The 12,972-nt window shown below is 49.7% G+C and carries 20 protein-coding genes and 1 pseudogene; 1 reads left to right on the forward strand and 20 read right to left on the reverse strand.

The features are described 5' to 3' along the window. Window positions 1–50 precede the first annotated feature (50 nt). The 12 genes and pseudogenes from K325_RS0117360 to K325_RS0117415 all read right to left on the reverse strand — a co-directional run bounded on the left by K325_RS0117360 (window position 51) and on the right by K325_RS0117415 (window position 7,359). Entirely contained in the window at window positions 51–701 is a 651-nt protein-coding gene (locus K325_RS0117360; RefSeq protein WP_029655529.1) for an SMI1/KNR4 family protein, read from the reverse strand. An 89-nt stretch (window positions 702–790) separates the two neighbouring features. Beyond that, window positions 791–1,132, reverse strand: coding sequence for an SMI1/KNR4 family protein (locus K325_RS0117365; protein WP_051146710.1), 342 nt, complete (start codon window positions 1,130–1,132; stop codon window positions 791–793). A 104-nt stretch (window positions 1,133–1,236) separates the two neighbouring features. Beyond that, entirely contained in the window at window positions 1,237–1,701 is a 465-nt protein-coding gene (locus tag K325_RS0117370) for a GNAT family N-acetyltransferase (protein WP_029655531.1), read from the reverse strand. 95 nt (window positions 1,702–1,796) lie between these two features. Further along, window positions 1,797–2,048: pseudogene (locus tag K325_RS18510) on the reverse strand (GFA family protein); the annotation flags it as partial. Between the two features lie 90 nt (window positions 2,049–2,138). Further along, entirely contained in the window at window positions 2,139–2,582 is a 444-nt protein-coding gene (locus K325_RS0117380) for a hypothetical protein (RefSeq protein ID WP_156836628.1), read from the reverse strand. A gap of 387 nt (window positions 2,583–2,969) precedes the next feature. Further along, complete coding sequence (locus K325_RS0117385; RefSeq protein ID WP_029655534.1) at window positions 2,970–3,272, reverse strand: type II toxin-antitoxin system RelE/ParE family toxin; 303 nt, start codon at window positions 3,270–3,272, stop codon at window positions 2,970–2,972. After that, window positions 3,260–3,517, reverse strand: a complete 258-nt coding sequence (locus K325_RS0117390; protein ID WP_029655535.1) for a type II toxin-antitoxin system Phd/YefM family antitoxin — start codon at window positions 3,515–3,517, stop codon at window positions 3,260–3,262. Before K325_RS0117390 ends, K325_RS0117385 begins: the two co-directional genes overlap by 13 nt. A gap of 149 nt (window positions 3,518–3,666) precedes the next feature. Continuing rightward, window positions 3,667–4,917, reverse strand: a complete 1,251-nt coding sequence (locus tag K325_RS0117395) for an amidase family protein (RefSeq protein WP_029655536.1) — start codon at window positions 4,915–4,917, stop codon at window positions 3,667–3,669. A gap of 136 nt (window positions 4,918–5,053) precedes the next feature. After that, a complete protein-coding gene (locus K325_RS0117400; RefSeq protein WP_029655537.1) occupies window positions 5,054–5,461 on the reverse strand; it encodes a DUF4279 domain-containing protein in 408 nt (135 codons plus the stop codon). A gap of 94 nt (window positions 5,462–5,555) precedes the next feature. Beyond that, a complete protein-coding gene (locus K325_RS0117405) occupies window positions 5,556–6,290 on the reverse strand; it encodes a hypothetical protein (protein WP_144133342.1) in 735 nt (244 codons plus the stop codon). Window positions 6,291–6,360: 70 nt separating this feature from the next. After that, window positions 6,361–6,807 (reverse strand): hypothetical protein, encoded by a 447-nt coding sequence (locus K325_RS0117410; RefSeq protein WP_029655539.1) that lies wholly within the window; start codon window positions 6,805–6,807, stop codon window positions 6,361–6,363. A gap of 78 nt (window positions 6,808–6,885) precedes the next feature. After that, window positions 6,886–7,359 (reverse strand): hypothetical protein, encoded by a 474-nt coding sequence (locus tag K325_RS0117415; protein WP_029655540.1) that lies wholly within the window; start codon window positions 7,357–7,359, stop codon window positions 6,886–6,888. A gap of 135 nt (window positions 7,360–7,494) precedes the next feature. Here K325_RS0117415 and K325_RS0117420 point away from each other — a divergent pair, with 135 nt between their 5' ends. Further along, window positions 7,495–8,448, forward strand: a complete 954-nt coding sequence (locus tag K325_RS0117420; RefSeq protein ID WP_029655541.1) for an IS110 family RNA-guided transposase — start codon at window positions 7,495–7,497, stop codon at window positions 8,446–8,448. A 28-nt stretch (window positions 8,449–8,476) separates the two neighbouring features. Here K325_RS0117420 and K325_RS0117425 read toward each other — a convergent pair whose 3' ends face one another. From K325_RS0117425 to K325_RS0117460, 8 genes are all read right to left on the reverse strand, one after another. Further along, the gene (locus tag K325_RS0117425; protein WP_029655542.1) at window positions 8,477–8,956 is read right to left on the reverse strand and encodes a hypothetical protein; all 480 of its coding nucleotides are present in this window, start codon (window positions 8,954–8,956) and stop codon (window positions 8,477–8,479) included. 103 nt (window positions 8,957–9,059) lie between these two features. Next, on the reverse strand, window positions 9,060–9,440 hold the full coding sequence (locus tag K325_RS0117430) for a hypothetical protein (RefSeq protein ID WP_029655543.1): 381 nt from the start codon (window positions 9,438–9,440) through the stop codon (window positions 9,060–9,062). A 113-nt stretch (window positions 9,441–9,553) separates the two neighbouring features. Then, window positions 9,554–9,910 (reverse strand): hypothetical protein, encoded by a 357-nt coding sequence (locus K325_RS0117435; RefSeq protein WP_029655544.1) that lies wholly within the window; start codon window positions 9,908–9,910, stop codon window positions 9,554–9,556. 41 nt (window positions 9,911–9,951) lie between these two features. Continuing rightward, the gene (locus K325_RS0117440) at window positions 9,952–10,875 is read right to left on the reverse strand and encodes a type I restriction enzyme HsdR N-terminal domain-containing protein (RefSeq protein WP_051146713.1); all 924 of its coding nucleotides are present in this window, start codon (window positions 10,873–10,875) and stop codon (window positions 9,952–9,954) included. A 93-nt stretch (window positions 10,876–10,968) separates the two neighbouring features. Next, window positions 10,969–11,325 (reverse strand): hypothetical protein, encoded by a 357-nt coding sequence (locus tag K325_RS0117445; protein WP_029655546.1) that lies wholly within the window; start codon window positions 11,323–11,325, stop codon window positions 10,969–10,971. Window positions 11,326–11,408: 83 nt separating this feature from the next. After that, entirely contained in the window at window positions 11,409–11,930 is a 522-nt protein-coding gene (locus K325_RS0117450) for a hypothetical protein (RefSeq protein ID WP_029655547.1), read from the reverse strand. An 89-nt stretch (window positions 11,931–12,019) separates the two neighbouring features. Beyond that, window positions 12,020–12,490, reverse strand: a complete 471-nt coding sequence (locus tag K325_RS0117455; protein WP_051146714.1) for a GNAT family N-acetyltransferase — start codon at window positions 12,488–12,490, stop codon at window positions 12,020–12,022. 200 nt (window positions 12,491–12,690) lie between these two features. Continuing rightward, the coding region (locus K325_RS0117460; protein ID WP_156836630.1) for a transposase at window positions 12,691–12,972 on the reverse strand (282 nt) is incomplete at its 5' end.

Genomic DNA, 12,972 nt, shown 5'->3' on the forward strand with positions numbered 1-12,972 from the left:
AACGCCCGAATAAAGCGCGTGAGGTACTAGCGTCGCATTTGACGCGTTTGCTATACCTTGACACGCAGAGCCTCTCTAAACCTAATTGAATTTTCACTGTCAGGATTAATAAATGGTACACCCTCAGCTAAAAATGGAAGCCATTGCCAATCCTCTGCACCGACACAACCCAAGCGACTAGACAAGAATACAAATTCTTTAAAGTTCTTGGCCATTTCAACCCCGTGACCATCACCGAAATCATGACTAAGGTACACGACCGGCTCCTGGCCGGCTCGCGATAGATCGATTGCTAAATAATCACCATTACCGACTTCATGAAACGCAAGTTTGTCGTGCCAAACAAGATCATATGGATCATTCTTGTTCGGAAAGATTTCGTCCCGCAATTCATTCTTGTTTTCATTAAATTTAACTAGCCATTCTAAAGACCAATGCCGATCACCTGAAAATATCTGAGACAGCTCTCCTTCCATTTTGTAGTTATCTGGCAAAAACCACCGAAACTCTACTTTTTTAGAAAAAACAAGCAATACCTCCTTCAAGGAGCGGGGTATTTCAAAGCCAAGTTTGCTTTCGACCGTCGCGACTTCATCTTCTGTGGCAGGTTCCTCAATGGATAGTGTATGTACTTCACCACCTATTTCTTTTACTCCAACAGAAAATAGCTTCCAATTTTCTATGACTTCACTATATTCCATGGTTCTCTCTTGAGGCATAACGCCTGCATTTTCGGCTGGTTTGGAGCGCAGCGGAAAACCAGTGTCCGGTTCACCGTATGGTTATGTGGTTACCCGTCTTCATACTGAAAGCCTGTAGCCACCCAACCGCTGAAGCTTGAGCAAACCAGCTCTTTGAATTTAGGGTCCATGCTCCCATGCCCCACAGCGACGACCGCCGGATCATCTTCGTCAAATCTGATTAGGAAGGCCTGCCCTCCACCATCATCTCCGATATTTAGGTAGCCGGGCGCATACTTTCTCGTTTCGTAGCACTCATTCCGCTCTACTAATAGCGCAAGGGGGTACAGATGAATGTCCCCAGTTATCCCTGTTGGTTGTCCTAGAACAAAGTCTCTGTAGGCTCTCGGAAGCTCTTTCCCGAAATATGCTTCTATTTCAGCGATAGCCATGGTGCTTCCCTCGCACATAAATATAAAGCTAATGGTAACCGGCGCCGGAACGCAGCGGAGGGAACCAAAAGCGGCACGCTTTTGGCGTCCGGTTGACCGCTTGGTTACATGGTGATTCGGTAGTATCGGCCATACTCTCCATCCTTAGAACCATTGTGCGTGGCCTGCCAACCCAATTTTTGAGCTACTCTCTGGCTAGCCAAGTTGTCATCCGCTATGAAAACCTGAACAGTCTCTAAATCGATCTCAGAGGATAGCCTTTCGACTGCCAGCTCGCATGCCTCGGCAGCTATGCCGTTGCCCCAAAACTCCGATCTGATGAAATAGCCGAAATCTGGAACACCATCTATCTGTTTAATGCCACAGAATCCGATGAACTCATCAGTATCTGCGTTAGCAACAGCGAAGCGGGCCGGATTAGTGAGCGAATTCTCGAACCACGCATCAGCCTCATCTTCAGCCAGAGCACGACGAGGCCCAAGAAACCTCATTACCTGTGGGTCCCCAAGCATGGCTATGACAGCCTCTTTATCCTGGAGACGAAGATTCCTCAGTTTCACCGTAATCATAAGACTGGCTTCACCATGTAGCTTTTGTTTAGCGGCACCCCGACAGGGGCGTCCGGTGGACGGCCGCCAGGCCGGGAACGAACTTGATTGATTTGTTAAATGTCGTCGCGCCATTCGCTATGCTGACACACCCGATCGTACTCAAGCCATGGCACGTCGTGCGACACCCAAATATGGGCCTCGGGCTTCAAACCGGGGTCATCGTCCAGAGTGGCTACCCGAACAATTACGTGTGGCTGTGCAGGCCTCTCGGCGACCAAATGAGAACCACAGCGTTTGCAGAAATGGCGCAATTTGCCAGGAGATGATTCTCGACGGCCTGAAAAGGCTGTTCCGTTGAAGGTCCAGCCCCAAAGGGTGGACTTTCCCCACTCTGGTGGAGCTCAGTAACCAAGGCCACTGTACAGCTGTTGAGCGTTATGTTTGGAATGCCACTCTCAATACTCTCTGGCACTGATGTGAAAACTGTAATCCACATTCGCCCCATAAACCGGTTTCGTTTCTCGCGGCTCAAAAAGGAATTCGATGGTGGGTTCCCAGCCACTCTCCTGCGGGGTTTCTCCACAAAGGATCTCTACGGCATACCACCCATTCTCCAAATCGAAAAAGGGCTTTCCAGGCGTTCCCGATTCAATAAACCCAACACTCTTTGACCATGCTCGCAAAAGCGGCATAGTTAACAGGTGCAACCGGGAACTCTTCACTTCTATAAGATAACCAGCTTTTCGGTGTTGGAGATCGCTGTTTTGCGCCGAAAACACTGAATCGGACGATTCATTGAAGTACACCGTGTAAGGATAGTTCTCAATACCCCTCATCGGGATAATTACACCAGACTCTACCGCTTTCTCACCACTGTCGTTGGTTGTGAATTCAGTCATCAAGTCATCCGACAAAGCATTTTCAGAGCTGAACTGGGACAACCTTTGGACGTCGGCGAGAATAAAATAGTCCATTAGATCATTCAGGCACTCAGTGTATTTATTGATATTCATTGGTTTGATATTTCGGATTAATCAGGTGCGTTTTTGGAGCCGCGCTATGGCGGGATAAAAAATTGCCGGCCTTTTGCGTTTCGTTTCAGTCAGGCGTTAACCCCCCTCCCTTTAATAAACGACCTTACTTATCAGTGACAACCAACAGCTTTGGCGTCAGTACGCAAACCGGGACAGCACTATTTTGTGTTCACCTGGCCGGCCTAACGCTGAGCGCACCGGTGACCTTGACGTAGCGAAGCGCAGACAAGGGCATCCGGGTGACGCGCCTGGTTAGCTGTTCCCAATCATGTACGCACGAAGCTGCCGCTCCTCTCGCATGACATAGAGGACGAGAACCCGTTTCTCATCTTCACGATAAAAAATGCGACACGGTGGAACCACCACCTCCCTGTATACCGAATTAGGGAGCTCTGGAGGAATCCGTCCGGATTGGGGAAAATTTTCCAAACGCTCGATCTTATCGAAAACTTCCTGGACCAGATGACTTGCGGCAGCAGGATTATCCAGAGCAATGTACTCAGCAATGGCATCCAATTCTTGAAGGGCGGGCTCTGTCCAAATTACTTCAGCCATTTACTCATTTTCTCCCTGGCCTCACTTTGGCTGTACGTTCTTCCCTCAAGTACAGCAAGCTCTCCCCGCGAGAGCCCCTCAAGCAGCTCAAGTCGGCGCTGCATGAATTCGTAATCTTGCACATCGACAAGGTATGCGGATGGCTGTCCGTGCTCCGTAATCAGTACCGGCTCTTTGGACAGATGCAGGTCTGCCAAGATTTTTGTGGCTTGGCGCTTAAGGTTGGTAACAAGCTCAACTTTCATGGGCCCACCCTGATACACATAGAAAGTGACACTATAGTATCACTTTGCAGGTAAGGCAATCATAGCTAACGGCTGCATTCACCGGCGATGCGCAGCTTTATCGCGCAGTGTCCGGTGGAATGAGTGGTTGGGCATCTGGGCTTTGTGCGTTACGTAGTTACGGAACATAAGTCTAACCCCGTTGGTTGAGAACCCCACAAGCGCAGACTGGCGTCGAGTAGGAACTCATCTTGATAGTGACCAGCTGTCAGAGAAAGCCCAACAGGAATACCATTAACCTGAGCCAGTGGAATGGTGATCTCGGGTAGCCGGGCAACACCAGCAAACGATGTGACGGCCATAGTACGGTCGTAATAATCGAGTACAGAATTTAGGTTGCTGCCGGTGAGTGTGCCCTTCTTCGGAGCAAGCACAGGTGCCGTCGGGTAACAGAAAACATCGCCTGGCTGAGTGAACGCGGCAACCCGTGAAAAGAGGACTTCGCATAAGTTCAGGGCGTCGCTCATCGTGCTGCGGTCGAACTGTTCGACGTTCCGGTATCCTGCCTGGAAGTTCGGTCCTTGTTCAGGTCGATTTTCCTGAATCCAGCCTCCAATGGCGTTGGCAATTTCCGCCGTCTGGAGTATCCGAAGAGCATCCTCGTTGCACGATTTCAGGCTGATGTCCAAGCCGGTGATGTCACGCAGAGAAATGGAGGTGACGGTGATGTTAGGGAAATTACCCAAATGCGTAATGCACTCGGACAAGGCGTTCTGGATCGCGGGGTCGGCTAGTGCGAAGGCTTCCTTCACCAAATAGATATTTTTCACTGGTGGAAGTGCAACGTCATGGCTGCGAAGAAGTACACGCATCGTTTGGCGCAGAACAGGAAGATTTTGAGCCAATATGCCAACAGTGCTTACACTTGGTGCAAAAGGAAGTACTCCGGCTTCGGAGATGCGGTGCAGGCTTGGCCGCATACCGAACACCCCACAAAGGCTAGCGGGAATCCGGATTGATCCGCCACAGTCGGTACCCAGCGCAAAGTCTACCAACCCACACGCGACTGCCGACGCCGAGCCACTTGATGACCCGCCGGGGATCCGATCCGGGGCGCGTGGGTTCACTGGCGTACCGTAGAAGTAGCTCTCGCCGTCCAGACTATAGGTAAATTCGTCGGCTATTGTTTTGCCGACGCAACGCGCTCCAGCCATCAGCAGTTGTTCCACACAAACCGCATGGTAGGCAGCTCGCGGATGCGCTTCACGCCATGGCTTACTACCATAGGAGGTAAATCGATCACGGATATCAATGTTGTCTTTAACTGCAAAGCACAAACCATCCAATGCGCCGGATGCATAGGGGGCTATTTCAAAACGTTCAGCAAAAGCGTTGGAGGACTGGAAATCGTAAGTTTTCATTGGTGGCCTGCGATATACACGTGATATTCACACATGCTTATGTGTGCTTGATGCTTAACGCCTGCATTTTCGGCTGGTTTGGAGCGCAGCGGAAAACCAGTCCGACAACATGCGCTTGTTACGCAAGTTCGAGGCCTTAATCAGGGCCATAAATATCCATATCTAACAATATATTACGTTCGCCAAGCTTCAACAGAGATCCCGCACTGAGACGAAGCCCTTCCATACTGCCACCCAAGAAAACACCACAGTAAAGGTCAATTCGATAGTTATCGGATAATTCCTGCCATGCGTCGAGATTGTCTGTAAGCTGGTCAAGAATTTCAGAGACTTGGGCATCCAAATCACCCGGCAGCTGATCGGTAGCAGTCAACCGCCACAGCCCAGTGGTAGCCACCCGGACCTTTCCGGACTTGGCAATGATCTCCTGGCCTTTGGCTTGGCAACTGGTTGGAAAGCCACCAAGGGAATCGGTTATGTCCTCCGGAAGCAGATCATCGCCGATTATCCGAAGTGTAGCCTTAGTCTGACTGATGCTAGCCATGATCCTCTGATTTATGTGCGTAACGCCCGGCTCACGCGCCGGTTTGGAGACGCGAAGCGGCGGAAAATCGGTCGCCGTGCAGCCGATTGTTATATCACTGAATCTCTAAAACCTCTTCTCGCAGAAGCCTCGGGACCTGATTCTCTATTAAATCTGTCCACTTACGATCATATTCTTGCCGTGTCTGGAACCGGAACAACCGCGCCTTAAACGAATTCTTTTTCCCTGGCTCTTGGTTCCATTGAGCATAAATATAGAAGTGCTCGCCAGCCAAGTACCCTTCAACCGTGCATTTCTGACGCTCATTTTGTTCCTGTTTGTCATCAAGCGCCTGACTTCTAATCAAAGTTTGAAGCCGTCCTCGCCTTGGCCAGGAGACCTTCCAAGCATTCCCAGCCTGATCGTGCACCTCTGCTTTTTGCACTTCACCAAGAGGAAAACCGTTTGGAACCGATATTAAGATGTCTTCCTTTGTTCCTTCGGGCAGGTTTATTGGTCTTCTTGGCGCCTGATCGTAGACCCACCTTTTGTTAGACCAGTGATACCACTTGAAAACACGATGCCAGCGGCGCCCAGGCCTCATAAAAAATCTGACATAATCCACTGCTACCGGACGGCGACCTACAGACCTGATCGTGATTTTATGTTTCGGACTGGCCTTCCCCGAGGAATGCTCAAAGGAGAAATCCGATTCACATTGCAGGCATGGATTATCTCTCTTGTGCGCTCGATAACGAAGAATCAAGCCGATAACCCCAGTTACAGTACCGATAGTTCCCGTAACAGCCCCCCAAATTGCCAATGCCTGAACCAGATTACTTTCTTCCATATGACCCTAAGATATAACGCCAGCAGCAGGGGCGCGACGTTAGGAGCGTCCCTTGCCTGCATTTGTTAACTCATTTCCGGGCAGCGGATTTCAGATCCACAGCATCGGAAAAAGTTGATCGATAGCTGCCAGCCTTCTCTGCGTCCAATCCGACGAGGATGGTTGCGCTACTTTCCCAGCAAGCGATTTCGAAGCTAGCCCCGTCTAATTGAGGCCCCGGCTCAGAGCCATCCCAGTAATGCGGGTTGCCATCGACAAATGGCGCTTCTCTCACTTCAACCCGAACTCCTTTAGGAAAGGCACTGAATACGGCCCAGATGAACTGAATATCGTCACTTGTGATCTGGGGTTCGAGCTCACCACCGGAATACCAGCCCTCGGCAAACTGAAAGCCATTCGTCTCGATATCGCTCACATACCAATCGTAATCAGAGCAGCTAATACCCAACGCCGCTATGACTTCACGCATATTTGTGAAAAAACGTACTTGGTCGGTCCGTTCCAAGATCAGATTCATACCGGCTCTACGAGTTAACGCTTCGGCTTTGCGGCGCCCCGGAGCGCCAGCGTAGGCGCGTCCGACAACAGTCAATTGTTATGTAATGTCACCCACGGTGAGCAAAAAAAACGTAATTGCTCCAATGGAATATAAGCCCTGGGCAATACGGAAACCAACTACCCCAGTGTCCTTTCTAACCTCTCCACCATACGGAATTCGTATTGCACCTGTGCCCTCTGAATATAGGACATAGAAAGGCAAATAAATCGACAGCCCGAACAACCAAACGACGGCGGCAACACTAGCATTCCCACCGTGGAAAGACGCTTTAATGAAACCGGCCACAAAGAAAAGGCCTGCCATGAGGGCTGCATATCGGTGCAGCTTGCTGAGCTTCTCTATCTCCATAATCTGGCTGTCACTGCCACATAACGCTTGCAGCATGCGCGCCCAAGGAATGGAGCCGAAGGCGCAATGTAATGGGCGTCGCTGTGCCTGCATTGTATGGATAATTTCTGCCGTGTTTGGGTAAATTGAGGCCCACCCCCAGTGGCCGCTGGGGGCCTTCATGCAGCAGCTCGATGCTTGGCAGGCTCCTCTTTCGAGAGACCGATAACCAGTGTGTAGCGCTGCATGACTCTCAAGCGATAACTCGAACAGTCATCGGGGCCTCGAGCCCGTATAGCAAGGCAGAGTCAGCTTATTATGAACAACACGGAAATCCAAACCCCAGTCAATGTCGGTGTCGATGTCGGTAAAGCCAATCTGGACATCGCTCTTCATCCCTCCGGGCAGTTCTACACCATCCCAAATACCGAAGCGCATATTCGCCGCTTTGTCCGTATCCTCAAAAACTACGAGATCGAACGCATCGTTGTTGAAGCCTCAGGACGATATGAACATGCCTTGGTTCAAGCCTGCGACCAAGCCGGTTTGCCGATCATCATCATCAATCCCATCAGCGTTCGACGTTATGCTCAGGCCATTGGCGTGCTCGCCAAAACCGACCGGATCGATGCACAGGTCATTGCCCGGTATGCTGCCACGCTGAAGCCTGAGATCAAGCCGATTCCGGATAAAACCTCCCAGAAGATTAAGGACTTACTGATCAGGCGCTCTCAGCTTCTGGAAATGTCCACCATGGAGAAAAACCGTCTCCAGATACTGCCAAAATACCTTCACCGGTCCATCAAAAGCCTGCTCAGAACGCTCCAGAGCCAGATCGAAACCGTGACCCGACAGATTGAGCAGGAGGTCGCCAAAGTGGATCAGTGGCGTACCAAAATGGAGATCATGACCAGCGTGCCTGGCGTTGGAAAAGTGCTCGCCTACACCTTCCTGAGTGAACTCCCAGAACTCGGCTCACTGAACCGTAAGGAGATCGCGGCGCTTGTCGGCGTAGCGCCCATCAACCGAGACAGTGGCAAGCTTAATGGCAAACGAAGGATACGAGGTGGCCGCCACAGAGTCCGCACCGTAATGTTCATGGCCATGCTCTCATCCATCCAGTGCAACCCGGTGTTCAAACGCTTTTATGAACGCCTGAAGGCCCAGGGAAAGATCCCGAAAGTCGCCCTCATTGCCTGCATGAGAAAGATGATTGTGATGCTCAATACCATGATCAAAAACCAGGAATCATGGCGGGGTGAAATGGCTTAATTTATGGAATTGACACCACAGTCACTGGTTATGCCTTTTTTCGGGTAACTATGAAATACATAATCGAACCCGTTTTCTTGCTGTAGTGAGCCGATATTAGCTTATCCCCCAAATCCCAACGGTCATGATTCGGATTAGGGAATGTAACATCAACTTCACCCTGCCCAATCTTCCATGTCCTTTCCGGAGCAGCTTTGTTGATAAGGTCTGCTCGTGAGTCCGAAAAGCTGAAGCCCAACGGAACCTCACCTGGGTATTTCTCATGCTCATGCTTGCCTTGTGCATACAGGAATATGGTTTGGCAATTTCTGAGATGTTTGGTCTTTCCACCCTGTGGGCCATCATCTGGCTCAAATAACAGATCTACACCATCGCTCTTTGATTCGACGTATTGGCGCCCATAGTCCGGATCGCCAACTTTAAAAGACGGATGCTTTTCCAAGAACGAATGTACTTCCTGGGAATCAATGTTCTTTCCAAAAAGCTCGAAAAGCTCAGACGTATCCATTTAGCTCAGAACTCTCCATAGGGCATAACGCCAGCAATAAACGGCGCCCTGAAAAGGGCGTCCGGTGGAGGCCCATCGGGCCGGAACGAATTTGATTGCCTTGTTAAATTTGGTTGCAGCCGAAGACATGGAGTACCCCCGCAGCAATGAGCGCGATGATGGCGACAATGTCTGCGATGACGACCTTGCGAACGGGCTCATTGTACCCGCCAACTGACCACGCAATCGCGATGAAGGACACAACGCTGGCGAGACCCGCGATGATTGCCAGTGTTTGCAGCGATGGCTGGAAGGCTGCGTACACCAAAAACAGGCCGAGAAGCCCAAACAAAATGGCCCGGTGACGCATCAGGATTTCGATGTTGGGCTCACCCAGGGAAATGCCATACAAAGCGGCAAGGCGCTCTACGCCCAAAACCCCCGAAACGGGCAAGAGATGAATGATGCCTACGAGCACCAATAAGCCTGTGACGACTTTCTCCATGTTTGCGTTTCCTCCCTGAATTTAACGCCAGCCAACATGCGCGGCTACGAAATGGAGGCAAAGCCGCAATGTAGTAGGCGTCGCGGTGCTTGGCCTTGTTAAATAATCTTGATTCACTCTTTCTGGTTAGAGTCGCCACCCTCTTGTGACAGTAATTTAGGGAGATTCAGTAGAAAGACCAAGTACATATAAAATCCAAAGAATCCTCCAATGAGCCATCCCATTGGAGGGCTAAGGGCTTCGATTGCGTTCTGGGCTGGTTGAAGCTTTCCAGTATCAACAAAGGGAGAGAGGTTCACAAAGGCTCTCGATACTGCGACATCCCATATTAATCCGGAAGCCAAAGCAGCGCCCGTCACCACCAAAATCGGGGTAAATAATTTGCTAAAAGCCCGTGGGTGCCGATAGGCAATAATAGTCAACCCGGTCACAGCAGCTACCAGCAGGCTGGAAATTATTGCCTCAATCACACGCACTCCTCACACATTTAATGCACAAAACAGTCGCGCGTTTACGCGTCCGGCTGATTTGTATTGTTATGGAGGTCTTCGAGATTGGGGCTAGATCCAAACTCTGAAAACTCTGACACCTGAAAAGGCAAATATGATTCCTCGGCGTTATGTATTACTTCGTCGGACAAATGAGCAACCACACCAAATTCATATTCAACAATTGATGGATCAAGAGTAACATGGTAAGGCTGACGCTTTAATGCACTCAAGGTTGCTTTTTCTACCTCCTCTGACTGAAAAGACAAAAGCCGTAGTAACTGAGACTCATCGAAATCCAAAGACATTGCCGTTTCTATGTCACCAGGCACGGTAGTTATAGTCGTATAAACTCCATCTTCAACCTTTGCTATAAAGCAGGATCTACAGAATGGCGCAATGAATCTCATTTTTTCTGAAGCACCAATTCTTTTTAAGTAGATTCCAAAATCTGGAGCATAGTTAACTAGCCCCGGATTTCCTTGCACCTCAGAATTTAAAATTCTAAACAACTTTTCCCAGTGACTATCAATTTCTTCAATCTTGAAATGCAATATTGGCTCAAATTTTCGTATCTCGTAAAGAGCAAACTCACGACCATTACACAGAGCATACATTTCCGCCCTAATCTCAGGGTGAATAGCATAACTATATGCCTGCTCAACATGCTTACTTTTAAGTATATCCTCTTGAGGTGATTTTGCGTCCAGCACCCAGAGAGGTTCATCGTTGGCCTTAAAAAGATAATCCGGAATTATGGAAATCTTTCTCGGCTGAGAACCGATGGCTACGTAAGGGTGAACCAATGACTTACTACGTACGACCCTTGCATCGCCCGAGGCGGAGTAACCGAGTCCCTTGATGATTGGGAGAACCAATTCTTCCCTGACCGAATCCTCTTTAAAGTCCGGGTCATCCAATAAAGAAAAATCAAAATCCTTAAACATGCTCCCCCTTTGTGTTTTAACGCTTTTGTTTAGCGGCGCCCCGACAGGGGCGTCCGGTGGAGGCCGCAGGCCGGAACAACCTACAACAACTTGTTAAATTTGCTTTGAACGCCATTGCAGCACGAACCATGCGCAGAGTGCAGCAACGGGATGCAAGAAAAAGTCACCCCACTCATCGATTCGTTCGACGGTCATAAGATAGGCTTGGTCGCAGTCGTTCTCATCTACTCCACAGGTCGATGCATACTGTGTTGCATCAAAATTTAGCTGAGTTAAAACCAGGGAATATAAGATCCCGAAAATTAACCAGATACCGTAGCTCAGGCCATAAACCTTTAAACGTAGTTTTATCGCAGACGACTTGCCGACTCGGTAGAGGTGCAGCTCTGACAAAAGAACGGGCCAAAGGTAAAAAAGCCCTACAATCGCGGGAACGAGAACAATTTCCATATCAATTTAACGCCCACAGCAGGGGCGGCTAAAAGCGAAGCGAGGAACGAGCGCAGCTTTTAGACGTCCCTTGCCTGTGCTTGTTAAGTGTTGAACTTCATTAACCATACTTCGTGACTTCCCGTAGTATCCAGCCCCCTATTTATCATTGCCCTAAGCATACCAAGCCTAGTATGCCCCTCGATAAGATGATATGGCTCCTTCATATACTCTCCAGGGTGACTCTTGGGATGCTCAACCTCACCACCATCAATAGCAACAATTATCGGCTGAGGAAAAGTACCATGCTCAAGCATATAGTTGGCAACAAAATCTCTTTTGTAAGGATGCTGAATAAATTCATTACCAACATAGTCGTAGTGATCAAGCTCGCCATCTAGATGCTCTATTTCGAATATTTCGTCATTATCAAAATCAACCAGCTCAAAACTCCAATTTTCTGGTTGATAACCTGACCACGATTCAATAAACATTTCATTGTGTCGGTAGCACCACTGCTCGATGACACATTCAGGTATATTATCTAAATCGTCAGGCCACTTTTCGAGGTAACTTTCCAAGCTCTCTTCTGCTTCAAAATCAGGATTTTCTTTAATTGGTATCATCTTCAAAGCCTAGTGACACTTAACGCCCGGCTCACGTGCCGGTTTGGAGCCGCAAAGCGGCGGAAAATCGGTCGCCGTGCAGCCGATTGTTAGGAGGTTTTATACTCCATGAATACGGCTTCCGGGTGTGGGTTGAATCGGTAAGGCTCAATTTCCTTAAAGCCGTAATCGCTGTAAAGCCGCAATGCCTTATCAAGCTCACGAATACTGTCTAGCCGCACCGACCCGTAACCCAATTCCTTTGCTCGGCCAAGGCACGCTTCGGTCAGTGCCTTGCCCACACCCATGCCATGGTAGTCGGGAAGAACATACATCCGCTTCATCTCAGCAACGCCCGGCTCAAACTCTCTAAGACCGACGGCACCAACATGAATATCCCTCAGCTTGGCGAGCAAGAGTGCACCGTTGGGTGGACCGTACATCGTTGACAGCGAAGCCAACTCGCTGGAAAAACCTTGGAACTCTAAATCCAGCCCCAGAAACTCAGCATACGCACGAATCAACCGGCCACCTGCATCAAACTGCTCAGTCGTCTCGGCCAGCTCAATGTTTATAGACATCCCTATCTCCTAACGAAGCTGTAGAAAAACCCGATTCCGAGTCATTCCCAACGACTGATTCCTGTCATTTTTATCGCAGCCATCAAGTGGCCGATTCCCGTGATTTCGATGTTCAGCCATCCACTTCGGCCTTTTGGGGCCCCTGGAGCCGGCATTGCTGGTTTCCCGTAGGTACTTTTCCGGGACTTTCACTCTCGGCATTACGCCGCCATCCGCCCGTAATTCGCCAGCTTCTCAATATTGTGCACCAGGCAGTATAGCTGCCACTGGCCCTGCACCTTCTTCTTGCCCCGCAAGCTGAAGCGATTCAGGCCCTTATTCGTGCCAATGTTGCCGAACACCGGTTCCACCACCGACATGCGGTGACTGTAGATCTCTTTACCCTGCGAGCTATCCACCCGGTGTTTCATCCAGTCGGTGTAGTTAGGCAGGCGCTTGTGCTCGAGGGTAAACGACACCTGTCGGCCTTTGCCTTTTCGATG

This window comes from Marinobacter daepoensis DSM 16072 (genome assembly GCF_000421165.1).
Classification (GTDB): Bacteria; Pseudomonadota; Gammaproteobacteria; order Pseudomonadales; family Oleiphilaceae; genus Marinobacter; species Marinobacter daepoensis.

What these genes read in the sequence shown, in the direction of transcription:
- K325_RS0117360 (WP_029655529.1), bottom strand. Translation starts at nt 701, where the DNA reads ATGGAATATAGTGAAGTCATAGAAAATTGGAAGCTATTTTCTGTTGGA.
- K325_RS0117365 (WP_051146710.1), bottom strand. Translation starts at nt 1,132, where the DNA reads ATGGCTATCGCTGAAATAGAAGCATATTTCGGGAAAGAGCTTCCGAGA.
- K325_RS0117370 (WP_029655531.1), bottom strand. Translation starts at nt 1,701, where the DNA reads ATGATTACGGTGAAACTGAGGAATCTTCGTCTCCAGGATAAAGAGGCT.
- K325_RS0117380 (WP_156836628.1), bottom strand. Translation starts at nt 2,582, where the DNA reads ATGACTGAATTCACAACCAACGACAGTGGTGAGAAAGCGGTAGAGTCT.
- K325_RS0117385 (WP_029655534.1), bottom strand. Translation starts at nt 3,272, where the DNA reads ATGGCTGAAGTAATTTGGACAGAGCCCGCCCTTCAAGAATTGGATGCC.
- K325_RS0117390 (WP_029655535.1), bottom strand. Translation starts at nt 3,517, where the DNA reads ATGAAAGTTGAGCTTGTTACCAACCTTAAGCGCCAAGCCACAAAAATC.
- K325_RS0117395 (WP_029655536.1), bottom strand. Translation starts at nt 4,917, where the DNA reads ATGAAAACTTACGATTTCCAGTCCTCCAACGCTTTTGCTGAACGTTTT.
- K325_RS0117400 (WP_029655537.1), bottom strand. Translation starts at nt 5,461, where the DNA reads ATGGCTAGCATCAGTCAGACTAAGGCTACACTTCGGATAATCGGCGAT.
- K325_RS0117405 (WP_144133342.1), bottom strand. Translation starts at nt 6,290, where the DNA reads ATGGAAGAAAGTAATCTGGTTCAGGCATTGGCAATTTGGGGGGCTGTT.
- K325_RS0117410 (WP_029655539.1), bottom strand. Translation starts at nt 6,807, where the DNA reads ATGAATCTGATCTTGGAACGGACCGACCAAGTACGTTTTTTCACAAAT.
- K325_RS0117415 (WP_029655540.1), bottom strand. Translation starts at nt 7,359, where the DNA reads ATGAAGGCCCCCAGCGGCCACTGGGGGTGGGCCTCAATTTACCCAAAC.
- K325_RS0117420 (WP_029655541.1), top strand. Translation starts at nt 7,495, where the DNA reads ATGAACAACACGGAAATCCAAACCCCAGTCAATGTCGGTGTCGATGTC.
- K325_RS0117425 (WP_029655542.1), bottom strand. Translation starts at nt 8,956, where the DNA reads ATGGATACGTCTGAGCTTTTCGAGCTTTTTGGAAAGAACATTGATTCC.
- K325_RS0117430 (WP_029655543.1), bottom strand. Translation starts at nt 9,440, where the DNA reads ATGGAGAAAGTCGTCACAGGCTTATTGGTGCTCGTAGGCATCATTCAT.
- K325_RS0117440 (WP_051146713.1), bottom strand. Translation starts at nt 10,875, where the DNA reads ATGTTTAAGGATTTTGATTTTTCTTTATTGGATGACCCGGACTTTAAA.
- K325_RS0117445 (WP_029655546.1), bottom strand. Translation starts at nt 11,325, where the DNA reads ATGGAAATTGTTCTCGTTCCCGCGATTGTAGGGCTTTTTTACCTTTGG.
- K325_RS0117450 (WP_029655547.1), bottom strand. Translation starts at nt 11,930, where the DNA reads ATGATACCAATTAAAGAAAATCCTGATTTTGAAGCAGAAGAGAGCTTG.
- K325_RS0117455 (WP_051146714.1), bottom strand. Translation starts at nt 12,490, where the DNA reads ATGTCTATAAACATTGAGCTGGCCGAGACGACTGAGCAGTTTGATGCA.